The 23,101-nt window shown below is 68.6% G+C and carries 17 protein-coding genes and 2 pseudogenes; 9 read left to right on the top strand and 10 right to left on the bottom strand.

The features are described from left to right. Positions 1-76: 76 nt before the first annotated feature. The gene (locus ACFVIV_RS08490) at positions 77-835 is read left to right on the top strand and encodes a sulfite exporter TauE/SafE family protein (RefSeq protein ID WP_379194130.1); all 759 of its coding nucleotides are present in this window, start codon (positions 77-79) and stop codon (positions 833-835) included. Here ACFVIV_RS08490 and ACFVIV_RS08485 read toward each other — a convergent pair whose 3' ends face one another. From ACFVIV_RS08485 to ACFVIV_RS08465, 5 genes and pseudogenes are all read right to left on the bottom strand, one after another. Next, on the bottom strand, positions 836-1,819 hold the full coding sequence (locus tag ACFVIV_RS08485) for a putative zinc-binding metallopeptidase (protein WP_379194129.1): 984 nt from the start codon (positions 1,817-1,819) through the stop codon (positions 836-838). A gap of 5 nt (positions 1,820-1,824) precedes the next feature. Further along, positions 1,825-2,703 (bottom strand): transglutaminase N-terminal domain-containing protein, encoded by an 879-nt coding sequence (locus ACFVIV_RS08480; RefSeq protein WP_379194128.1) that lies wholly within the window; start codon positions 2,701-2,703, stop codon positions 1,825-1,827. Then, a complete protein-coding gene (locus tag ACFVIV_RS08475; protein ID WP_379194217.1) occupies positions 2,700-5,555 on the bottom strand; it encodes a circularly permuted type 2 ATP-grasp protein in 2,856 nt (951 codons plus the stop codon). The genes ACFVIV_RS08480 and ACFVIV_RS08475 overlap by 4 nt, the downstream gene beginning before the upstream one ends. 29 nt (positions 5,556-5,584) lie before the next feature. Further along, positions 5,585-7,747 (bottom strand): annotated as a pseudogene (locus ACFVIV_RS08470) (transglutaminase family protein); the annotation flags it as partial. 375 nt (positions 7,748-8,122) lie between these two features. Then, positions 8,123-9,346: pseudogene (locus ACFVIV_RS08465) on the bottom strand (transglutaminase family protein); the annotation flags it as partial. Positions 9,347-9,474: 128 nt separating this feature from the next. Between ACFVIV_RS08465 and ACFVIV_RS08460 the strand changes: the two are divergent. The 3 genes from ACFVIV_RS08460 to ACFVIV_RS08450 all read left to right on the top strand — a co-directional run bounded on the left by ACFVIV_RS08460 (position 9,475) and on the right by ACFVIV_RS08450 (position 10,740). After that, a complete protein-coding gene (locus ACFVIV_RS08460) occupies positions 9,475-9,693 on the top strand; it encodes a hypothetical protein (RefSeq protein WP_379194127.1) in 219 nt (72 codons plus the stop codon). Between the two features lie 57 nt (positions 9,694-9,750). Beyond that, positions 9,751-10,392, top strand: a complete 642-nt coding sequence (locus ACFVIV_RS08455) for a hypothetical protein (RefSeq protein WP_379194126.1) — start codon at positions 9,751-9,753, stop codon at positions 10,390-10,392. A 156-nt stretch (positions 10,393-10,548) separates the two neighbouring features. After that, on the top strand, positions 10,549-10,740 hold the full coding sequence (locus tag ACFVIV_RS08450) for a hypothetical protein (RefSeq protein WP_379194125.1): 192 nt from the start codon (positions 10,549-10,551) through the stop codon (positions 10,738-10,740). Between the two features lie 75 nt (positions 10,741-10,815). On the opposite strand, the gene recR is transcribed toward ACFVIV_RS08450, so the two are convergent. Continuing rightward, positions 10,816-11,424 (bottom strand): recombination mediator RecR, encoded by a 609-nt coding sequence (gene recR / locus ACFVIV_RS08445; RefSeq protein WP_379194124.1) that lies wholly within the window; start codon positions 11,422-11,424, stop codon positions 10,816-10,818. 15 nt (positions 11,425-11,439) lie between these two features. Then, positions 11,440-11,778, bottom strand: coding sequence for a YbaB/EbfC family nucleoid-associated protein (locus tag ACFVIV_RS08440; protein ID WP_379194123.1), 339 nt, complete (start codon positions 11,776-11,778; stop codon positions 11,440-11,442). A 96-nt stretch (positions 11,779-11,874) separates the two neighbouring features. Here ACFVIV_RS08440 and ACFVIV_RS08435 point away from each other — a divergent pair, with 96 nt between their 5' ends. After that, on the top strand, positions 11,875-12,693 hold the full coding sequence (locus tag ACFVIV_RS08435) for a MerR family transcriptional regulator (protein WP_379194122.1): 819 nt from the start codon (positions 11,875-11,877) through the stop codon (positions 12,691-12,693). A 12-nt stretch (positions 12,694-12,705) separates the two neighbouring features. After that, positions 12,706-13,056: a VOC family protein gene (locus tag ACFVIV_RS08430; RefSeq protein WP_379194121.1), complete on the top strand. Its 351-nt coding sequence runs from the start codon at positions 12,706-12,708 to the stop codon at positions 13,054-13,056. A 25-nt stretch (positions 13,057-13,081) separates the two neighbouring features. Here ACFVIV_RS08430 and ACFVIV_RS08425 read toward each other — a convergent pair whose 3' ends face one another. After that, entirely contained in the window at positions 13,082-13,516 is a 435-nt protein-coding gene (locus ACFVIV_RS08425; RefSeq protein WP_379194216.1) for an SRPBCC family protein, read from the bottom strand. Positions 13,517-13,648: 132 nt separating this feature from the next. Here ACFVIV_RS08425 and ACFVIV_RS08420 point away from each other — a divergent pair, with 132 nt between their 5' ends. The 3 genes from ACFVIV_RS08420 (at position 13,649) to ACFVIV_RS08410 (ending at position 17,090) form a co-directional block, all read left to right on the top strand. After that, positions 13,649-14,188, top strand: a complete 540-nt coding sequence (locus ACFVIV_RS08420; protein ID WP_379194120.1) for a hypothetical protein — start codon at positions 13,649-13,651, stop codon at positions 14,186-14,188. A gap of 155 nt (positions 14,189-14,343) precedes the next feature. Beyond that, positions 14,344-15,777, top strand: coding sequence for an FAD-binding oxidoreductase (locus ACFVIV_RS08415; RefSeq protein WP_379194215.1), 1,434 nt, complete (start codon positions 14,344-14,346; stop codon positions 15,775-15,777). Then, positions 15,774-17,090, top strand: a complete 1,317-nt coding sequence (locus ACFVIV_RS08410) for a class I SAM-dependent methyltransferase (RefSeq protein ID WP_379194119.1) — start codon at positions 15,774-15,776, stop codon at positions 17,088-17,090. The genes ACFVIV_RS08415 and ACFVIV_RS08410 overlap by 4 nt, the downstream gene beginning before the upstream one ends. Positions 17,091-17,095: 5 nt before the next feature. On the opposite strand, the gene ACFVIV_RS08405 is transcribed toward ACFVIV_RS08410, so the two are convergent. Continuing rightward, positions 17,096-20,629 carry a protein kinase gene (locus ACFVIV_RS08405; RefSeq protein WP_379194118.1) on the bottom strand — a complete coding sequence of 1,178 codons (3,534 nt, stop codon included), beginning with the start codon at positions 20,627-20,629 and terminating at the stop codon, positions 17,096-17,098. 293 nt (positions 20,630-20,922) lie between these two features. Then, a complete protein-coding gene (locus ACFVIV_RS08400; RefSeq protein WP_379194117.1) occupies positions 20,923-23,076 on the bottom strand; it encodes a 3-hydroxyacyl-CoA dehydrogenase NAD-binding domain-containing protein in 2,154 nt (717 codons plus the stop codon). Between the last annotated feature and the right edge of the window lie 25 nt (positions 23,077-23,101).

Below are 23,101 nucleotides of genomic sequence, written 5' to 3'. Positions count from 1 at the left end.
TCGTCCTACCTATAGCGTCCGCAGCAAAGCACGCTTGTACGGACGCTGTCCGACGGGACGTCGAAGGATTTCTGCAATGACTTGGATCGAAGCGGTGGCGGTGCTCGGCGCGGGCGTCGCCGCCGGATGCATCAATACGATCGTGGGCTCGGGCACGCTCATCACTTTTCCGGTGCTGCTGGCGTTCGGCTATCCGCCGGTGACCGCGAATGTCTCCAATACCGTCGGGCTGGTGCCGGGCGGGCTCAGCGGCGTGTACGGCTACCGCCGCGAACTGGCCGGGCAGCAGGCGCGGCTGATCCGGCTCGGCACGGCCTCGCTGCTGGGCGGCGCGCTCGGGGCGGTGCTGCTGCTGACCCTGCCGGCGGGCGCGTTCAAGGCGATCGTGCCGGTGCTGATCGTCATCGCCCTGGTGCTCGTGGTGGTGCAGCCGCGCGTGTCGGCGTGGGTGAAGCAACGGCAGGCCGGAGCGCTGCCCGAGCACGGCGGACCGCTGCTGTTCGCGGCGGTCTTCGGGACCGGTGTCTACGGCGGCTATTTCGGTGCGGCCCAAGGCGTGCTGCTGATCGGCCTGCTGGGCATCTTCGTGCACGACGAGCTGCAGCGGCTCAATGGCGTGAAGAACTTCCTCGCGCTGCTGGTGAACGCGCTGTCCGCGGCCATCTTCATCGCGATAGCCGATATCGCCTGGGAAGCAGCGGCTTTGATCGCCATCGGCTCGATCGCGGGCGGTCAGATCGGGGCCCGCGTGGGGCGGCGGATGCCCCCGGCCGTGCTGCGCGGGGTCATCGTGGTGGTCGGCCTGATCGCCGTCGTGCGGCTGCTGACCACGTGATCAGCGCTCGTCCGCGGCGCAGAGGTCGTGGATGAAGCGCATCTTGTCGAGCACCGGATCGGCGAGCACGAACGGGTAGAGATCGTGGTGGCCCATGGAGCGGTTCACCATGTTCAGCGCCCAGGCCAGCGGGAGCCAGAGGTCGATGATGCGGCCGAAGGCGGCCGGTCCGGACTGCGGCCGATCGAGGGTGGCGCCCGAGGGGGCGAAACCGACAGCGGCCGCGGTGTCGAGGGTGTCGCGAATGTGCAGGTAGTGGGCGAAGGTCTCGGCCCAGTCCTCGGCCGGATGCATGGTGGCATAGGACGACACGTAGGCCGATTCCCAATCGGGCGGCGCGCCTTCGGCATAGTGCCGATCCAGTGCCTTCTGATAATCGGTGTCGGGGTCGCCGAAGAGTTCCCGGAACCGGTTCAGGTCCGCGGCAGCGGTGACGAGGACCGGGAAGTAATAGTGGCCGATCTCGTGGCGGAAGTGGCCGAGCAGCGTGCGATAGGGCTCGTCCATCTCGACGCGGAGCTGTTCGCGGTGCACGTCGTCGCCCTCGGCGAGATCGAGTGTGACGACGCCGTTCTCGTGCCCGGTGGTGACCGCGCGCTCGGCGCTGGACAGCAGGTCGAAGGCCAGGCCGTGCTCGGGATCGGTCTCGCGGCCGACCAGGGGCAGGCCGAGTTCGGCGAGCTCCAGCACCAGGCGGCGCTTGGCGGCCTCGGCCTCGCCGTAGGCGGGCAGCGACGCGCTGTCGGAGTCCGACGGACGGGTGCGGGTGAGGCGGCAGGATGCGCACAAGGTGGGCCCGCAATTGCTCGAAACCAGCCAATTGCACTGCGCCACATGCTGGTTGTCACACAGCCGGGACCCCGCGCCGACCACCACGATCGCCCGCTCGTCGAGACTGAAGCCGAGCGGACTGCCACAGCCCAGGCACAACGAATTCTCGAAAGCCAGGCGCTGGCCGCACTGAGGGCAGTTGAAATCCCGCATAGCGTCTACACCTCGACGGGTGCGACGTCGACCGAGACGGTAATGGTGCTCTCCTGCGCGTCGGTGTAGATGATCCCCCGCAGCGGCGGCACATCCGCATAGTCACGCCCCCACGCGAGGGTGACATAGCGCTCGTCGGCGAATTGATCATTGGTGGGATCGAATCCGATCCAGTGACCGCCGGATTCGCCCGGCAGCCACACCGCCGCCCAGGCGTGCGTGGCGTCCGCGCCGACCACGCGTTCCGTGCCCGGCGGCGGTTCGGTGGCGAGATATCCCGAGACATAGCGCGCCGCCAATCCCCGCGAGCGCAGGCAGGCCAGGGCCAAGCGGGCAAAGTCCTGGCAGACCCCTTCGCGGGCTGCGAAGACATCCGCGACGCGAGTGCTCACGGTGGTGGAACCCGATTCATAGGTGAAGTCGGCGTGGATGCGGGTGTTGAGCTCGGTCACCGCGTCGAGCAGTGGGCGGTCGGGTTCGAAGGATTCCGCGGCATAGGCGGCGATCTCCGGGGTGATCTCCGGCGGCGCCAGGTCGAGGGTGAATTCGACTGCCAGGGGACCATGGCCGGCGGTCGGGCGGGCCTGCTCCCAGGGCGGGGACGAAGATGCGGCGGCCGGACGCTCGACATCGACGACCGACTCCCCCGTCACCTCCAGGCGGCGGTGATCGGAGGTCACGTGGAAGTACAGCGTCGTATTGCCGTAGACATCCAGCCCCACCGACCGGTCCGAGGGCACCGGATCGACGCGAATCTCGTGTTCCCGCAGGGCTTGTCCGGAAAACTCGCGCGGTGTCAGATAGGCCCGCCCGTATGAGCTGGTGACCGCATCCGAGTAGACGTAGACGGTGCGGTGCAGTACCCGATAGCGCTTGCCGCTCATCCCACCACCCGGGTGGAGCCCCACAGTGGCTGCATCTCACGCGGCACCGAAAGCCTTGTCGCCTCGAAGGACTCGGAGATCTTGCGCAAGCGCAGGTGCACACCGTCGAGAAGTTCGGCGAGGTCGGCGCGCCTGCCGTCGTCGTCGGTCGCCTCCAAGTCCGCCGGATCGATTCGGCGCAGCATGCGCTGGGCATCGGTGAGCAGCCGTTGCGGCCGGGAGGAGCCGGTGGCGGCGGGCAGGGCAAGGAAGTCCGCCTCCATGCGCTCCAGCTGATAGGCCAGCGAGCGCGGATTGCCCGCGTCGAAGAGCAGCAGCCCCGCGATGGCGGACACCCGCATCGAATCCCCGTGCCGGCGGCGGTAACTCACCGACGAGACCGCCGCCTGCAGCACGGCTTCGGTCACCACCCGGCCCACCTCGGGGGGATGGGCGTCGATGAGCGCCGCGTCCAGCAGGGCGCACAGCGCCAGCCCGCGTTCGACGCGACGGCCGATGTCCTGCACGTGCCAGCCGGTATCGCGCACCGTGGATTCGGCGTCGATACCGGTCAGCGACAGCAGCGCCGCCAGCACCCGGGAATGCACCGCGGACAGCGCCGATCCCCGATCTCCGTGTGCCGCACGATATTCCGACAGCGCACGGTCCGCCGAGCTGAGGATCATCCAGGTATCGGGCGAGAGTCGATCGCGCACGGCCCGTCCCGCCTTCCCGTATCGATCCACCGCGAATGCCAGGGATCCCCGCAGTTCCCGGTCGACGGTCAGCGAAACCAGGTAGTCATAGTCCCGGCGCGAGGCTCCCGGCAATGCGATGGGAACGGTCGGTTCGTCGGAGTATTCGCGGCGCCCCTGGCTCTGGCTCTGGCTCTGGCTCTGGCTCTGGCTCTGGCTCTGGCTCTGGCTCTGGCTCTGGCTCTGGCTCTGGCTCTGGACAGGGTCCTGCCGTTCACCCGCACGCTGCTGTTGCGGGGCCGGAGCGGCCGGGGAATCCTGCGGCGCGGCAGTCCTTCTGGGCTCCGGCGGCGCGGTCCCGGTCACCTGGCCCAGCGTCGCCATCAGAATGGGCATCGCCTCTGCGCCTTCCATCCACGGGCGGTACCGGTAGTCCTGATGCCGGTCGTGGACTGCCGCCAGCAGCCGCACGGCGCCCTCGGCGCGTTCGCGATACCGGCCCATCCAGAACAGGTCGTTGAGGACGCGCGGTGAGCTGACGCCCGCCCGGGAGGCGGCGACGGCCACCCGGCGTTCACGTTCTTCGGGCACCTCGACGGCCGGTACGGGCGCGGGAGCGGCTTGCACCCAGACGTCTTTGGCCGCCGCCTCGCCGATCATGCCGTCCGAGCCGCTGCGCTGGTGCAACTGGCCGAGCCCACCCGCCATCACGCGATATCCGACGCGTCCGGCCAGAGCGAACAGTCGCAGCGCGACCGGCGCCGCGGCCAGTCCGCCCGATCCGGAGACGGCCGGGGCGACGGAGAAGCGGGCGGGCTGCTGGCCCACCCATTTCCAGCCTTCGGCGTCGATGCGGGCGCGCCACTCGGCCAGCTGGGTCCGGGACAGGAGGGGGCCGAACACGGTGGCGTCATCGATTGCTGAGCGCAGGATCAGGCGGTGCAGGTTGGCGATCAGATGACCGCGCTCGACCTCCTCGCCACCCCAATATGCCTCCGCACCCGGCAGTTTCAGCTCCTCGTCGAGCAGCAGTCGCGACAGCCGCGGCAGGAACGCGGCCACCGCGGGACTCTCCAGCAGTCCGCTGCCGAGCGTGTTGACCACGGTGACCGCACCGCGCCGCAAAACCTCCACCAGGCCCACCACCCCGAGCCGGGAATCCGGGCGCAGGTCCAGCGGATCGGAGAATTCCGCGTCCACCCGGCGTAACACCACGTCGACCTGTTTCAGTGTGCCGAGCGAGCGCATCCACAGCCGCCCGTCACGCACCACCAGATCAGCGCTCTCCACCAGCGGGAAACCGAGGATCGACGCCAAATACGCCTGATCGAACGCGGTTTCGGAGTGCACGCCGGGGCTCAGGACAACCACCACGGGTTCCTCGGCGGCCGCGCGCGGGGCGGCCTCCACCAGCATCAGCCGCATGGCCCGCACGAAGGGCGTGAGCGGTAGCGAACCGGCCAGCTCGAAGGCCTCGGGGATGGCGGCCGAGACCACCCGCCGGTCCGCCACCGCATAACCGATGCCCGACGGGGCCTGCGCCCAATCGGCGAGCACGCGGAAGCCGCCGTCGCTCCAGCGGCTGATATCGCAGGCGTGCAGGAAGAGCTGATGACGGCCGGGCAGCGAAATGCCGTGCGCGGCGCGCACATACCCGCTGTGCGCGAAGACGACCGCGGGCGGCAGCAGTCCGGCGGTGAGGGTGCGGCGCGGGCCGTAGAGATCGGCGAGCAGGGCGTCGAGCAGCCGGGAGCGTTGCACCACACCGGCTTCCAGCGCCGACCAGTCGTCGGCGGAGATCAGCAGCGGGATGGGGTCGAGCCGCCATGGCGACGGCGTCGCGGATTCCTCCGGGGTGGTCTTGAGCTCGGTGTAGGTGATCCCGTCGTCCTCGATGAGCCGCCGCACCCGGCCGTCGATGCGATGCAGTCCGTCCCGGCCCTGGTCGAGGAAGTCGGCGGAGAGCTCGGCCCACATGGGGCGCAGGCGGCCGCGGCGGTCGACGAGTTCGTCGTAGTAGCCGCCGGTCGGCAGCCCGCACGCGTCGAAGGCGCCGGTTTCGGCCGCGGCGGCACGGTATTTCGCGAAGACCTCGGCGATATCGGGCCGGGCCGCGGGATCGGACCACCAGTCGGGTGGTCCGGGCGCGGGCTCACCCGGTGGCGTCGCATCGAGCAGTGTCACCGCTACCACTTCCCCGGGTAGGCCTACCGGTCGCCGGCCACGCCCCACACGGTCCGGGCCCGGCGGAGGTCGAGGATTCCGGGTGCGCCGATATCGGTGGCCTGTACGGCCATTTTGGCACGTAGCGCCGCGATATCGACCGGTCCCGGCGTATGTCCGAAAGGTTCGAAACGGCGATTGCGGCGGGATTGCGCCTCGACCGCGTTCACCGGGGGTCCCGCATAGAAGCGGCCGCCGGGATGCGAGACGTGATAGGTGCAGCCGCCGCGCGACAGACCGGTCTCCAAGTCGACCACATCGAAAACCAGTGGCGCGTCCACCGTGAGCGAGGGATGCAGGGAATTCGGCGGCTGCCACGCCCGATAGCGCACGCCCGCCACCTGCACATCCGCCTTCCCGGTGGACAGCAGCGGAATCGGGAAACCATTGCAGGTCAGCGCATACCGGCCGCGATCGGCGCCCACCACCCGCACCTGCAGGCGCTCCACCGAGGAATCCACATATCGCGCGGTCCCGGAGGCGGTGGTCTGCTCACCGAGGGTGTTCCAGGGCTCGATGGCCCCGCGCACTTCGACTTCCATATCACCTAGTACCACCGTGCCCACCCGCGGAAAACGGAACTCGGCGAACGGATCGAGCCAGCTGATATCGAATTCGATACCGTGCGCGCGCAGATCGGCGGCGACCTCGGCGATATCGGCCAGCAGGAAATGCGGCAGCAGATACCGGCCGTGCAGATTCGCGCCGTGCCGGATGAGCGGCGCGGTGCAGGGCCGCTCCCAGAACCGCAGCACCAGCGCGCGCACCAGCAGCGACTGCACCATGGCCATGCGGTGGTGCGGCGGCATCTCGAACCCGCGCAATTCCACCAGTCCCAGCCGCCCGCGCGCGGATTCCGGGCTGAACAACTTGTCCACACAGAACTCGGCGCGATGGGTATTGCCGGTGAGATCGGTGAGCAGATGCCGCAGCGCCCGGTCCACCAGCCACGGTGCGACCCCCGCGCCGTCACCACTGAGCCTGGCGATCTCCGCGAACGCGATCTCCAACTCGTACAGGGCATCCTCGCGTCCCTCGTCCACCCGCGGCGCCTGCGAGGTCGGGCCGATGAACCGCCCGGAGAACAGATACGACAACGCCGGATGCCGCTGCCAATACCGCAACAGGGACACCAGCAGATCCGGCCGCCGCAGCAAGGGCGACCGCGCCGGCGTCCGCCCGCCCAGCGTGATGTGATTCCCGCCCCCGGTCCCGCTGTGCGTCCCGTCCACATCGAAGGACTCCGTACTCAACCGCGCCAACCGCGCCTGCTCGTACAGGTTCTCCAGCAACCCGGCCTGCTCGGCGAACGACCCGGTCGGCTGCACATTCACCTCGATCACCCCCGGATCCGGCGTGATCGACAAGGTCCGCAACCGCGAATCCACCGGCGGCCCATACCCTTCCAGCACCACCGGCTGCCCGACCGCCGCCACCGCCGCCTCCACCCGCCGCACCAGATCGAAGAACGCGTTCGGCTCCGCCACCGGCGGCAGGAACACGAACAGCCGCCCGTCCCGCACCTCTGCCACCAGCGCGGTGGTCGGCGCCCGATCCGCGGTCTCCACCACCGCGACCGGTTCATCGGCCCGCATCGGCCGCGGCGGCGCGAAGGGATCGACCTCCGGTCGCGGCGGCGGCGACTGCCAGGAGATCGCACCCAGCGGCAATCGCAGACCCGCGGGAGAATCCCCTTCCGTCAACATGATCCGGCCCCGCCGCAACCGCCAATCGGCGCTGGCCCACCCGGATTCGTCCGACCGCCGATACAGCGACAGCACATAGGCGGCGGGCTCGGTCACCGCCGCATCCCACCGCGCCAGCAGGTCCTTGCGCGCCTGCGCCGAATCCTCCTCCGGCACGAGATCGTCCGGGGATTCCACCGGTTCCCCTTCGGGCGCATGGGCTTTCGCGGCCATACGCAACAACGGATCCTCATACGCCGCCCGCACCTGCGTGCCGGGCAGCCCGAGACCGGCCGCGACATGCGCAATGACCGCCCGCGCGGCCGACGGCTCGGCGCGCCATGGCAGCGGCGAATCAGTCCACTCCGCTCCCGCCCGTAACCGCCGCTGCGGGTCCGCACCCCACTCTTCATCGTCCGGCGTCACCGCCGCGCCGCCGCCCGGCACGCTGGGCGAGCGGGCAGCACGTTCGGCGCCATGGTCGTCGACGAACCCGCCCTGCCCGACCCGACCGGGCAACGGACCGGTCGGCCGCGAAAGCTGTTGCGGGTCCGCACCTGCCACCGCGACCGCGGCACCGGCACCGGCACCGGCACCGGCATCCGAGTGGCTGATTCGGCCATCTCCATCGGGAATGCCCACTGAATCTCCGGCGTCCGGAATCGCCGCGTACAAGCGGAATTCATCGCCGATCACTCGTGGCAGCGGATCATCCGGCTCCGAATCAGAGATCCGTCGTGAGGTGGCGGCCGTATCCCGGTGCGCCTGTTCCGGATGCGGCGGCGGGAGCCACGGGTCGATGAGGAGGTCGGGGTGGCGCCACAGGGGCTGGTTGTCGGCGCGCCAGAGCAGGGCGATGTCCCAGCGGGGCAAGGGTTCTCCCGGATACCACTTGCCCTGGCGGTATTGGATCAGGCCGTGGGGGGCGTAGAGGCGGCGCAGGCGCTGGGCCAGGTCGGCGGCGCGTTCGCGCTTGTGCGGGCCGTCGGCGGCGGTGGTCCATTCCGGGGCGGTCTGGTCGTCGATGGAGACGAAGGTGGGTTCGCCGCCTACGGTCAGGCCGATGTCGGCGGCTTCGGTGCGGGTGTCGACGGCCGCGCCGACGGCGGTGATGCGGTCCCACTGGGTTTCGGTGTAGGGGCGGGTGACTCGGGGATCCTCGTGGATGCGGCGGACGGTATTGGAGAAATCCAGGGTGGCGCGGACCGGGTCGGTGGCGCCGGTGATGGGGGCGGAGGACACCGGGTGCGGAGTGGCGGCGAGCGGGATGTGGCCCTCGCCCGCGAACAGACCGGAGGTGGGGTCCAGGCCCATCCAGCCCGCGCCGGGAACGTAGACCTCGGTCCAGGCGTGCAGATCGGTGAAATCGGCGGGCGGGCCGGACGGCCCGTCCAGGGAGGGCACGTCCTGGGCCAGCTGGATGAGGTAGCCGGAGACGAAGCGCGCGGCCAGCCCGTACGCGCGCAGGATGGAGACCAGCAGCCAGGCCGAATCCCGGCAGGATCCCAGCGCGGCGCGCAGCGTGTGGCCGGGCGTCTGCACACCGGGTTCCATCCGGATGGTGTAGCCGACATCGCGGTGCAGGGCCTGATTGACCGAGACCAGGAAGTCGAAGATGTGCGCACCCGGCAGGGGCGGGTGGGCGCGCACCCAATCGCGCACGGATTTCCCTGGGCCGGAACCCGGTTCGCCCTCGTCCACCGGCCGCAGATACGGTTCCAGATCGGCGGCCAGCTGCGGCGGATAGTCGAACGGGAAATGTTCGGCGTACTCCTCGACGAAGAAATCGAACGGGTTGATCACATCCATATCCGCGATCAGCCCCACCAGCACCGACATCTCCCGCGCCGGTTCGTTGAAGACAAGGCGCGCAAGGAAATTCCCGAAGGCGTCCTGCTGCCAGTTCACCCAGTGCGCGGCGGGCGTCACCCGCAGGGAATACGCCTCGATGGCGGTGCGGGTGTGCGGCGCCGGTCGCAGCCGCACCACATGGGGATGGATCCGCACCGGGCGGTCGAAGGTGTAGGTCGTGCGATGTTCCAGGGACACTTTGACGCCCATTCTTAAGTTCACCACGCCAGACCCCGGACACGCGGGCGGATTCCCGACAGTTCGGACGACACGCGGTGACCTCCCACAGTTGTCGCACCCGAGTGATAGGAACTCGTAGAGACGATTGGAGGAGCTTCATGAGCACCTGCTCGCTCTGTGAATCGGCCCTCGATCACTGCCACGGGACGTTGATCGCGCACGCCGACGGCGCTGCCGAATGCACCGACTGGCACTGCGAGGATCTCGACCGGATACGCCATGTATTCGTGGCCGACTGCTCCGAAGTGGCCGGCGGCTGCGAATGCCTGGAAGCCGAGGTCGTCATGGACGCGGGACCGCAGAGCCTGGCAGGTTAGGCCCGCCCCCCGCGGGCTGGCGGCAATGCCCGGCTCGCCTGCCACTAGCCTGGCCGGGTGAGCTACGACCACGTTCTGCTGCCCTCCGGCGCCGCCGCCACCTCCGCGGCGGTCGACGCGTATCTGGCGACACAGGACGGGAAACCGGCCTCGCCCGCGGTGGCGGAGATGGCCGCCGAACTCGACAAGCGCAATGGCGAGCTGCCCGAGGAGGACAACTTCCTCGAGAGCGCCGCCGCCGAGAGCGCGGTCGGCGCGGCCCTGTTCGTGTCCGGTCCGATCGATGCCGTGGGGTTCGTGCGGAATCTGCTGTTCGAGCTGGCGACGCCGCGCGGATACGCGGTGTACGACCCGCAGCTGGCGTGGCTGATCGATCCGGCCGGGCACGTGCCGGTCGCGGTATCGCACGGCGGTGCGGGCGAATTCCCTTATCTCACACAAGCACTCGTGCGCCACTGGGTTCCGGAGCTGGGGCAGCCGGGGCCGTATCTGATCGTGGATCGCGGCGGCGAGGTCTATATCCAGACCTATCGGCACGATGACGGGCATTACGACCTGGAATACCGGGACGGGTCGGCGGACCGGCATTTCACCGTCGCCTTGAATGATCCGGCACTGGTCGCGGACCTCATCTGGGAATGGACCACCGGGGATCGGTCGCGCTTCGACACGCTGCCCTGGCAGCGCCTCACCTTCTGAATTCGCGCGGCGGGGACATAACAGGCGCATTTCGATTCGGGCTCGAGCACCCTCGGGGTAAAGGCTGCGCGGGTGCAGGAACGCTAGCCTTTCGGTTATTCCGCACGGCGCAACACGGCTTGTTCTCGTAACTCACTGCGAGCGAGGAGTGCACCGATGAAGCTCCGCCCGAAGATCGGTACCCCGCGATTGCGAAAAAGCCTGGCGATTCTCGCCGGTGTCGCAGCCACCCTCGCCGTGGCGGTTGCCCTGCACGCCACCGGGGCGGGGGCCGACATTCCCCGCAACAGCCAGCACATTCCGTGCCCGCAGCCCGCGGCCATGCCGGCCCCGCCCTACTGGACCTAGAACAACTCTCGTAGGACTCTCAGGGGTTCCCCCTGAAACCCCCACGGCCCGAGATCCCCGGCCCGGCGAACACCGTCAGAGCGCGCGACGTCCGGACAGCGCTCGACCCAGGGTCAGCTCGTCGGCGAATTCGAGATCACCGCCCATGGGTAGACCGGAAGCCAGTCGGGTCACCGACAGGCCGGGGAAATCGCGCAGCATGCGGACCAGATAGGTCGCCGTCGCCTCGCCCTCGGTGTTCGGGTCGGTGGCGATGATGACCTCGGTGACGTCCACCCCGTCGTCCTGATTGCCGATGCGGGTCAGCAGTTCGCGGATGCGGAGCTGGTCGGGGCCGATGCCGGAGAGCGGGTCGAGGGCGCCGCCGAGCACGTGGTAGCGGCCGCGGAATTCGCGGGTGCGCTCGATGGCCTGCACGTCCTTGGGTTCCTCGACCACGCAGATCATGGTGCGGTCGCGGCGCGGATCGGCGCAGATGCGGCAGAGCTCACCATCGGAGACCGTGCCGCAGACGGCGCAGAACCGCACGCCGTCGCGCACCTTCTGCAGGGCCGCCTGCAGGCGGTCGATCTCCGGCGGTTCGACGCCGAGCAGATGAAAGGCGATGCGCTGCGCGCTCTTCGGACCGACGCCGGGCAGTTTGCCCAGCTCGTCGATGAGATCCTGAACGGGACCCTCGTACACCTGCGCCGGCCCCGATCAGAAGCCGGGCAGCGCGCCGCCGGCGCCGCCGAACCCGCCGGCCAGCGGGCCCAGGCGTTCCGCGGCCAGGTTCTGCGCATTGTTCATGGCGTCGTTGAGCGCGCCGATGACCAGATCCTGCAGGGTGTCGACATCCTCGGGATCGACGATCTTCGGGTCGATGGTCAGCGACAGCACCTCGCCGGTGGCGCGAATCTTGGCGCGCACCAGGCCGCCGCCCGCCTCGCCCTCCACCTCGGACTCCGCGATCTCCTGCTGCGCGGCCATCACGGCCTGCTGCATCTGCTGCGCCTGGGCCATCAACTGCTGGATGTCGAACTCTCCACCGGGCTGCACGGGGTGTCCTCTCTGCGGGGAACTGATTCGTCCCCAGCCTAGTCGCGGACTCGCGGTACTTGACTCTCCCCCGGTGGGAGAGTGTTCGCTGAGGGCATGACAGCAACCGTTCCGATCGGTGAGTTCTCCCGGCTCAGTCACCTCAGTGTGAAGGCGCTGCGCTACTACCACGAGATCGATCTGCTGGAGCCGGCGGAAGTCGATCCCAGCTCGGGTTACCGGTTCTATTCGACCGAGCAGGTGGAGCAGGCGCACCTCATCCGGCGGTTGCGCGACCTGAACATGCCGGTGCCCGAGATCCGGGAGGTGCTGGCCGCGCCGGATCGGGAGACGCGCGACGCCGCCCTGCGCACCCATCTGGATCGCATGGAGGCCGAGCTCCTGCGCACCCGCGATGTGGTGGCCTCGCTGCGCACCCTGCTGCTGCCGCCCAGCCCGGTCCGGGTTCAGGTCGAATACCGTTCCATTCCAAGCCATCCCGCCTTGGCGATTGCCGAGGTGGTGGCGCGGGAGGAGATCGACGCCTGGTGCGACAGCGCCTTCGGCACGCTGTATCAGGCCCTGGAGACCGCGGGCGTGCAGCCCGGCGGCCCCGGCGGCGCCACCTACGCGCTCGAGTTCTTCGAGCAGGACAAGGGCGAGGTGGTGGCCTTCGTGCCCCTCGCCCCGGCCGACACCGGCCGCGCCGCCGCCCACGGCACGGTGCTCGAACTGCCCGCCCGCCGCTTCGCCATCGCCGTGCACCACGGTCCGTTCATCGATTTCGACCGCACCTACGGGGCCTTGGGCAGCCATGTGGCCGAACACGACACCGCGCTCGCCGAACCCATTCGCGAGCGCTATCTGGCCGGGCCCGGTGAGGTCGAGCCCGCCGAATTCGTCACCGAGATCTGCTGGCCCATCGGCCGGCTCTGAAAGGACATCACCATGGCCGTCACCATCGCCAACATCACCTTCGACTGTGCGAACGCCGCCGAGCTCGCCGAATTCTGGGCGCGACTGCTGGAGCTTCCGGTCGATCCGGAGGCGAATGCCGAGTTCGCCACCGTCGGCCGCAGCGCGGGCGCGGCGCCGCTGCTCATGTTCACCCGCGTCCCGGACAAGACGCCCGGGAAGAACGTCGTGCACCTCGACCTGAGCGCCGACGATCTGCCCGCCCGGATCGACCGCGCGATCGCGCTCGGCGCCAAGCACATCGCCGATTTCGACGAGTACGGCATGCAATGGACGACCATGGCCGACCCGGAGGGCAATCTGTTCGATATCGCGGCGGCCTAGTTCCGCCCGCCGAGTACCGGAATCTCTAAGCCAGTTCCTTCTTCAGGTTCTCCAGCACCTCGGCCTGGATCTTCTTCAGGCCGAGGGGGGCGAAGATGCCCTCGAAGATGCCGCCGATGCCGCCCGCGCCCTTCCAGCTGGTGCGCACAGTGACCAGTGCGCCGGTGCCGGACGGGGTCACGGTCCAGGTGGTGACCATGGAGGAGTTCGAATCGCGTTCGGTCACCATGGAATCCGAGACGGAGACCGCGGCGCGCACATTGCGGACGCGCTTCTCGGTGGCCTGCAGCGTCCACTCGGCGACGGTGCCGGCGCCCACGCCGCCCTCGACCACCTTGTAGTCACGGTAGTGCGGCGAGAGGATGCGCGGGCGCACCGACTCGTAGTCCGCGATCGCGTCGAGGGTCCGCTTCGGATCTGCCGTCACGACGATCGAACTGGAGGCGCTGACCTGTCCCACCATGTGCTCCTTATTGATTCCCCGGCCCTGGTGCCGCCCGGTTATGCTACGCCGCAACCCAGCGCGACTGGTTTTCGTCTGTAGTACCCGGGCTTTCGGTACCCGGTTTTCATCGAGGGGAATCGTTCCAGCATGCACACCGTGCGCCGCGTCAAGAACGTGGTGTCGTATCTCGCTGCCATCGTCATCGGATGTGCCCTGTTGATCGGCGGTGTCGTCACGCTCGGCGACTCCGGCGACGGGAAGGTCATGTGCGGCAACCGGGAGATGCATCCCGGCGACACCTGCACCACCACCCGCAAGGGGAAGACCACCGAGCGCAGCTACGACGAGCAGAAGGAGAGCAATGGCTGGACGCCGTGGATCCTCTTCGGCATCGGCGGGTTGCTCGCCGTGGGCGGCGCGGTCATGCTGGCCGGCGAGTTCAAGCGGTCCTCCGGCGGCGGCAACGGCTCGGGCCCCGGCACGCCACCGCCCTTCCAGCCGAACCAGCCCTACCCGCAGCCCTATCCCCAACCCTATCCGCAGCCCGGGTATCCCCCGAATTACGGTGCACCGCAAGGCTATGCCGCGCCGCCGCAGTACGGTCCCCCGCCCGGATACGCCGCCCCGCATCCGGGATACGCGCAGCCGGTTCAGCCGCAGCCGGGATATCCGCCACAGTATCGTTAGCTTAAGTAAGAATGATCACCGCGGGATCGGGAATAGCCTCGGATATGGCAGGTAGTTCCGCAGGCGCACATGCAAACTGTGCGTGAAAAACCGCCCCGCCGGTGTCTTCCTACTGGCCGCACCCGGCGGTGCACGCTAGCGTTCCGAGGGTGGCAGTGAGTCTGTTGGGGAAGGCCGGCCGCGCACCGGCCGCACAGGAATCAGGTTTTGCCGCGCACCGCGCCGGGGTCGAAAGACTGCTGGCGTCCTACCGTGCGATCCCGCCGGACGCGAATGTCCGGCTGGCCAAGAAGACCTCCAATCTGTTCCGGGCACGCGCCAAGAACACCGCCCCCGGCCTGGACGTCTCCGGTCTGGACAAGGTCATCGCGGTGGATCCGCAGGCGCGCACCGCCGAGGTGGCGGGCATGACCACCTACGAGGATCTGGTCGCCACCACCCTGGCCTACGGGCTGGCGCCGCTGGTGGTGCCGCAGCTCAAGACCATCACCCTGGGCGGCGCGGTGACCGGGCTCGGCATCGAGTCGACCTCCTTCCGCAATGGCCTGCCACACGAATCCGTGCTGGAGATCGACGTGTTGACCGGGTCCGGCGAGATCATCACCGCCACCCCGGACGGCCCGCACGCCGATCTGTTCCGAGGTTTCCCGAACTCCTACGGGACGCTCGGCTACTCCACCCGCCTGAAGATCGAGCTGGAAACGGTGAAACCGTTTGTGGCGCTGCGGCACTTGCGGTTTCATGAGCTGCGGGACCTGGAGACGACCATGGCGCAGATCATCGCGGACCGCTCGTATGCCGGCGAGCAGGTCGACTATCTCGACGGCGTGGTGTTCACCGCCGCCGAGAGCTATCTGGTGCTCGGACGCCAGACCGAGGAACCCGGGCCGGTCAGCGACTACACCGGCATGGACATCTTCTACCGGTCCATCCAGCACGACGGCGCGGAACCGAAGCGCGATCGGCTGACCATCAGCGATTACCTGTGGCGATGGGATACCGACTGGTTCTGGTGCTCGCGCGCCTTCGGCGCGCAGAATCCGCGGATCCGCCGCTTCTGGCCCAGGCAATACCGGCGCAGCAGCTTCTACTGGAAGCTCATCGCCCTCGATCACAAGTACCACATCGGCGACAAGCTGGAGGCCCGCCAGGGCAATCCGCCCCGCGAGCGGGTGGTGCAGGACATCGAGGTGCCCATCGAGCGCACCGCCGACTTCCTGCACTGGTTCCTGCGGGAGATCCCGATCGAGCCGATCTGGTTGTGCCCGTTGCGATTGCGCGACACCGGCGACGGCGAGCGGCCGTGGCCGCTGTACCCCCTCGAACCGGATCGCACCTACGTGAACGTCGGCTTCTGGTCGGCGGTGCCGACCGTGGCCGGGCAGCCCGAGGGCGCGGCCAATCGCGCCATCGAAAGCGAGGTGTCCGCCCTCGACGGGCACAAATCGCTGTACTCGGATTCCTACTACGACAAAGACGAGTTCGCCGCGCTGTATTACGGCGGCGACACCTATGCCAAGCTCAAGCAGCACTACGACCCGGATCATCGTTTACTGGATCTGTATTCGAAGGCGGTGCAACGCAAGTGACCACGTTCAAGGACCGTTCCGACGTTTTCGCCGAGCTCGGGAGCAAGCTCAGCATTGCCGAGATCTTCGAGACCCTCATAGACGGGCCGATGCCGATTCGCTTCACCGCGTACGACGGCAGCACCACCGGCCCGGCCGACTCGGAATTCGGCCTGGAGATCATCAATCCGCGCGGCGTCAACTACATCGCCACCGCGCCCGGTGATCTGGGCATGGCCCGCGCCTATATCGCCGGCGATATGAAGGCGCACGGCGTGCACCCGGGCGACCCGTACGAGCTGCTGAAGGCCCTGGGCCAACTGAAGTTCCACCGCCCCACCGCCCTGCAATTGGTCGTCATCGCGCGCTCGCTGGGCTGGGAGCTGCTCAAGCCGATCGCCCCGCCGCCGCAGGAGACGCTGCCGCGCTGGCGCCGGATCGCGCTGGAAGGCCTGCGGCACTCCAAGACTCGCGACGCCGAGGCCATCCACCACCACTACGACGTCTCCAACACCTTCTACGAGTACGTGCTGGGCCCGTCCATGACCTACACCTGCGCGGTGTACGGGGACGAGAACTGGACCCTCGAGCAGGCGCAGGAGAACAAGTACCGGCTGGTCTTCGAGAAGCTGAACCTGAAGGCCGGCGACCGGCTGCTCGATATCGGCTGCGGCTGGGGCGGCATGGTGCGCTACGCCGCCAAGCGCGGTGTCAAGGTCATCGGCGCGACACTATCGGCCGAACAGGCCGAATGGGCGCAGGCCAAGATTGCCGAGGAGGGCCTGTCCGAGCTGGCCGAGGTCCGCCACTCCGATTACCGCGATGTCCAGGAGAGCGGTTTCGACGCCGTCTCCTCCATCGGCCTCACCGAGCACATCGGGGTGCACAACTACCCGGCCTACTTCGAGTTCATGAAGTCCAAGCTGCGCGACGGCGGCCTGTTCCTCAACCATTCGATCACCCGGCCCGACAACAAGGCCACCAGCAAGGCCGGGGATTTCATCGACCGCTACGTCTTCCCCGACGGCGAACTGGCCGGCTCCGGCCGCATCATCTCCGAGATCCAGAACGTGGGCCTGGAAGTCCTGCACGAAGAGGACCTCCGCCGGCACTACGCGCTCACCCTCGCCGAATGGTGCGACAACCTGGTCGAGAACTGGGACGCCGCCGTCGCCGAGGTGGGCGAGGGCACCGCCAAGGTGTGGGGCCTCTACATGGCCGGCTGCCAGCTCGGCTTCGAGACCAATGTCGTTCAGCTACATCAGGTGCTGGGCGTCAAGCTGGGCGCGGACAAGGCGTGGACCGTACCGCTGCGCCCGTGGTGGAACGCCTGACCGGCTCACAACAGCGAATCCAGGAACGCCCGCGGTAGCTCCTGGCCCTCGGCATTGCCGGTGACCAGGGGCATGTCCGTGCGCAGGGTGCGCAGGATGCCCTGCACGCCCGGGCCCGCGTCCACTAGCGGTCGCGGCCAGCCGAGTTCGGCGCACCGGATCACCACCGGGCTGAGCACGGCGATGGCCTCGCCCATCCAGCCGGCGGCCGAGAGGCATTCGGCCAGCAGCAGCGCCGAGTCCAGTTCCGCTCGGGGACGGCGTTTCTCACGGGTGCGGCCGTGCAGGGCGCGCGCCCGCTTGACTACCGTGTCGTCGGTGCCGAGCGGAGCCAGCTCATCGGTGAGCGAGCGGTCGTCGCCACGGTAGTGGCGGGCCAGCAGCGCGCGAATGGTGGCGATCTCCTCGGCCTCGGCGGTGAGGACCGCGGCGCCGGTGAGATGGCGGACGGGGCGGATCGGCGGATCGGTGACCAGGCCCGCGGTGAGCGCATCGGCGGGCAGGCCGAGCCGGAAACGCTCGGCGCGAATATGCGCGGCCAGGCGAGGCAGCTTGCGGTCCACCGCGATTCGCGCACCCTCGTCGAGCCGGGCGGTGGCGGTCTCCATATCCCCCAGCACGGCCTTGACGCGCGCGCCGGTGGCGAAGATGGTGACCAGGAAATCAACCGGACCGACGCGCGGGACGAGCTCGTGGGACTGGTCGAGCAGGCGCTGCGCGCCGTCGAGATCCCCGCGGCGATAGGCCACCTCGCCCAGCAGCGCCCCCGCCACCCGCACCGCGTGCGAGCGCGGACCGGAACGATCCCGGGCGGTCTGCCAGGCCTGTTCGAAAAACTGTGTGGCGGTGGTGATATCGAGTTGCTCGTAGGCGGCGTCCCCTTGGCCGCAGAGGCCGAAGACCGCGCCGAGCGGGTCGGCGGAGCGGGCATGGTACGGCGCGGCCCACTCCTGCATCGTGCGCGCGCCCTCGAAGTCGAATTCGCACAGGCGCACGAAGGATGCGAGATTCGCGGCCGTGGACACCGTCCAGGCGGGCAGGTCGTCGGCCAGCGCCAGGCAGTCGGTGAGGCGTTCCATGACGCCCTCGGTGCGATCGCGGGCCACCTGGTCGGCGGCGGCGAGCACGGCGGCCTGACAGCGCTGCTGCACCGCCTCCGCATCATTCGGTGCGCTGCGGGCCAGCATATTCGACAACCGGCCCAGCGCGGTGCGGGCCGCACCCGACTGCTGCAGGGTCACATTGGCCCGGGCCAGCGCCATGAGCAGCTTCGAACGCGAGGCCACCTGCTGCACGGGCAGTTTCGACACCGTCGCGAACAGCGTCGCCAGACGGGAACGGTCGATCAGGTCCATGCCGCCGCTCTCGACCAGGTCCAGGGCGAACTTGAAGTCGGTGGCGGCCAGGGCGTGATCCACCGACTGGCGCAGCATCTGATGTTCGGCGTACCAGCGGGAAGCCTTGCGGTGCAACGCCTTCACCTGACCCGGCTGGGCGCGCTCCAGGCGGGCGCGCAGATGCTCGGCCACCATGGGCTGCATGCGGTAGACGCCGGAATCCTCGGCGATCCGGTGCACGAACAACTCCCGCTGTTCGGCCTGCTCCAGCAGTTCGGCGGCATCGGCCGCACCGGTGAGCGCCTCGGCGAGGGAGGCGCTCACCCGCTCGGGCACCGCGATGGCGGTGAGGAATTCGAGCATGCGCGGTTCCAGGGAATCGAGCACGTTCTCGGCGAGATAGTCGCGAATGGCCTTGTTGTCCCCGGACAATCGGGCGATGAGCTGATCCGGATCCTGGTCCGCGGCGCGCAGCGACAGGCTCGCGAATTGAATGGCCGCCGGCCAGCCGTCGGTGGCGGTGTGGATCTGCTCGACCTGCCGGTCGGTGAGCTCGAGCCCGGTGCGGTCCACCAGAATCTGCCGCGTCTCCTCCTCGGTGAGACGCAACTGCCCGGACCCGATCTCGACCAGTTCGTCGGCCACCTGCATGCGGTTGAGCGGCAGCCCGGCGCGCTCCCGGCTGGTGATCACGAAACGCAAATGGTGGCAGCCGCTGTCGAGCAGCGACTCCAGCACCCGGTGCGCCCCGGCGTCGGTGACGCGATGCCAGTCGTCCACCATCACCACGACGGCCGAACCACTGGCGTGCACCTCGTCGATGAGCGCGGTCACCGCGTAGGACACCGCCTCGGCGGGCCGCTCCTCGAGCACCTGCTCCAGTCCGGCCCCGAGGTCCGGGCGGACCTTGCGGATGGCGGCGATGATGTGCGCGAGCAGCCACACCTCGTTGTCGTCGCCGCGGTCGATGCCGATCCAGGCCACCGGGATACCGCGATCGGTGAGCTCGGCGCACCACTGCGCGGCCAGGGTGCTCTTGCCGAAGCCCGCCGGACCGTGGACGACCGCGAGCCGTCGCCGCCCCCCGGCGCGCAGCGGTTCCAGCAGCCGCGGGCGCAGCACCGGTTCCCGCGCCGGTCGCGGCGGCCGGAATTTCGTCATGGCCGTGGGCGGCAATGTCGTCCCGGTGCCGCCCATTGCCGGGAAGATTCCGCTCGCCGCCGGGCCGGACGGCCGCAGGCTCAGTGAGCGATTGCGCGGCGCGGTCACCACGGTGCCGGTGCGCTGTCGCGAATAGTGCTGGGTCGCACCGGGATCCGGGCCGTCCCCGGCGCTCCCGTCCCCGTCCAGCAGGGCCATCTCATCGGGCACCTGACCGTGCTCGGATTGGATGGCGCGCAGCATGTCCCCGAATTCCACCGCCGATCCGGGCCGCTTCTCCGGATCCGGGGACATGGCGGCCTCGATGGCCGCGGCCACGTCGGCCGGTATCTCCAGCTCCCGCAGATCCGGCAGCGGTTGACTGGTGATGCGCAGGAACTGCGCGACGACCTTCTCTCCCGCCTGCCGTTCATAGGCGGCGTGACCGGTCAGTAATGCGAACAATGTGGATCCGAGACCGTATACATCCGAGCGGACGGTCGGTTCCTCGCCCTTGAGCACTTCGGGGGCCGTGAATGCCGGGGACCCGGTGATCATGCTGGTGGAAGTGCGGAAACCCCCTGGGATGCGGGCGATTCCGAAATCGGTGAGCTGCGGCTCCCCGTACCGGCTCAACAGCACGTTCGCCGGCTTCACATCCCGGTGCAGCACCTGCACGCGATGCGCGGTCTCGATGGCGCCCGCCAGCTTCACCCCGACCCGCAGGGAATCCGACCAGGTCAACGGGCCGTTCTCGCGGACCAGCCGTTCCAGCGACCCGTGCGTGGCGTACTGCATGACAATGAACGGCCGCCCCGTCGGGGTCACGTCCACCTGCAGGATGTCGACGATATTCGGATGCCCGGACAGCCGCCCCATGGCCTGTTCCTCGCGCAGGAACCGCTCCCGGCTCTCCTCGTCGATCTCCGAGGACAGCACCTTCACCGCCACGATGCGGTCCAGTGCCCTTTGCGCACAACGGAATACGATGCCGAACCCGCCCCGCCCGATCTCCTCGGCCTCGCCCAGCCCCATGGCCTCGAGTTCATCGGTGATGCTCATGGGCACGAACCCCTCGGTGGCGGACTCGGCTCGCGTCGAGTCGCCCCCGGTGCCCCCCGGGCGCGCCTGTGGATTCATCTGGCCACCTCGAACCTGGAAGTGCGCGTACCGAACCTACGGGTGGTCGGCGTCACCCGCACTCCACCAAACGTAGCGCGACACGCACATGTGCGTTGAGGATTCGGTGCACCTCCGCATGTCAGGCCCGGTCACCGGGCCTCCCCCGGAAACGCCCCGGCCCGGGCCGCGATGATCGCGACCCGGGCCGGGTGTTTCAGCGCCGCAGCGCCGTATTACTTGCGCAGCGAGGCGGGCACCTGGAAGCGGTCGCCGAACTTGGCGGCCAGCTCGTCGGCGCGCGCGACGAAGCCTTCCTGTCCACCCGGGTAGCCGACGATGAACTGGTGGGTGCCACCGGTCCAGGCCGGGTAGCCGATGCCGAAGATCGAGCCGATATTGGCGTCGGCGGTGGTGGTCAGCACACCCTCGTCGAAGCACTTCTGGGTCTCGATGGCCTCGGCGAAGAGCATGCGGTCCTTCAGGTCGTCGAAGGTGACGCCCTCGGGCAGCTCACGCGAGGTGTTGAACAGCGAGCGCAGCTCGGCCCACAGACCCGTGGCCTTGCCGTCCACGTAGTCGTAGAAGCCCGCGCCGCCGGCCTTGCCCTTGCGGTCGAACTCGCCCACCAGCTTGTCGAGGATGCCGGCGGTCGCGGCCGACGCGGCATCGATCTCGCCACCGGCGGCCACGATGGCCTCGGCGGTCTCCTTGTAGATCTTCTGCATGGTGGTGAAGTTCAGCTCGTCCGACAGCTTCAGCGGCGCCGCCGGGTAGCCCGCCTGCAGACCGGCCTGCTCGATGGTCTGCGGGTCCACGCCCTCGGCCAGCATCTTGATGGCCTCGTTGATGAACTTGCCGATGACGCGCGAGGTGTAGAAGCCACGCGAGTCGTTGACCACGATCGGGGTCTTGCGGATGGCGAGGGTGTAGTCGTACACCCGGGCCAGCGCCTCGTCGGAGGTCTTCTCGCCCTTGATGATCTCGACCAGCGGCATCTTGTCGACCGGCGAGAAGAAGTGGATGCCGATGAAGTCCTCGGCCCGCTTCACGCCATTGGCCAGCAGGGTGATGGGCAGGGTCGAGGTGTTGGAGCCGAGCAGCGCGTCGGCGTCCACGATGTCCTCGATCTCGCCGAAGACCTTGGCCTTGAGCTCCGGGTTCTCGAACACGGCCTCGATGACGAAGTCCACGCCCGCGAAGTCGGCGGCGTCGGCGGTCGGCTTGATGCGATCCAGCAGCGCCTTGGACTTCTCCTCGGTGGTCTTGCCACGCGAGAGGGCCTTCTCCTCGAGCTTCTCGGAGTAGTTCTTGCCCTTGTTGGCGGCCTCGATGGTGACGTCCTTGAGGACGACGTCGATGCCGGCCTTGGCGGTGACGTACGCGATGCCCGCGCCCATCATGCCCGCGCCGATCACGCCGACCTTCTTGATCTCACGCTTCGGCACGTCCTTGGGACGCGAACCGCCGTTGTTGATCGACTGCAGGTCGAAGAAGAACGCCTGGATCATGTTCTTCGCGACCGGGCCGGTCAGCAGCGAGACGAAGTAGCGCGACTCGATGAGCGAGGCATTGTCGAAATCGACCTGGGCGCCCTCGACCGCGGCGGCCATGATGGCCTGCGGGGCCGGCATGTTCTGGCCCTTGAGCTGCTTGCGCAGGTTGGCCGGGAAGGCCGGCAGGTTGGCGGCCAGCGACGGGGTGGTCGGGGTGCCGCCCGGGATCTTGAATCCCTTGACGTCCCACGGCTGCACGCCCTTGTCCGGGTTGGCCTTGATCCACGCCTTGGCGGCCGGGACCAGCTCCTCGACCGAGCCCACGACCTCGTTGACCAGGCCGGTGGCCTTGGCCTTCTGCGCGTTGAACTCGTTGCCCTGCAGCAGCACGCCCATCAGGCCGTTGGCGATGCCCAGCATGCGGGTGATGCGGGTGACGCCGCCGCCGGCGGGCAGCAGGCCCAGCTTCACCTCGGGCAGGCCGATCTTCAGGCCCTTCACATCGGCCGCGATGCGGTAGTGGGTGGCCAGGGTGATCTCCAGGCCGCCGCCCAGGGCGGCGCCGTTGATCGCCGAGACGACCGGCTTGCCCAGCTGCTCGAGGCGACGCAGGTCGCTCTTGATGAAGGTGAGCTCCTCCATGATGGCGGCGGCGTCGTCCGGGCCGGTCTGCATCATGTTCTTCAGGTCGCCGCCGGCGAAGAAGGTCTTCTTCGCGGAGGTCAGCACGACACCGGTGATGTCGTCCTTCTCGGCGACCAGGCGGTCCACGGTGGCCCGCATGGAGTCCTTGTAGAGCTGGTTCATGGTGTTGGCGCCCTGGTTGGGGTCGTCCATGGTCAGCACGACGATGCCGTCGGCGTCCTTCTCCCAGCTGATCATGTTCTCAGTCATCGTGTTTCGTTCTCCCGAAAGTCGT

The sequence above is a fragment of the Nocardia sp. NPDC127526 genome (genome assembly GCF_042672265.1).
Taxonomy (GTDB): Bacteria; Actinomycetota; Actinomycetes; order Mycobacteriales; family Mycobacteriaceae; genus Nocardia.
This window is presented reverse-complemented; position numbering and strand designations above follow the sequence as displayed.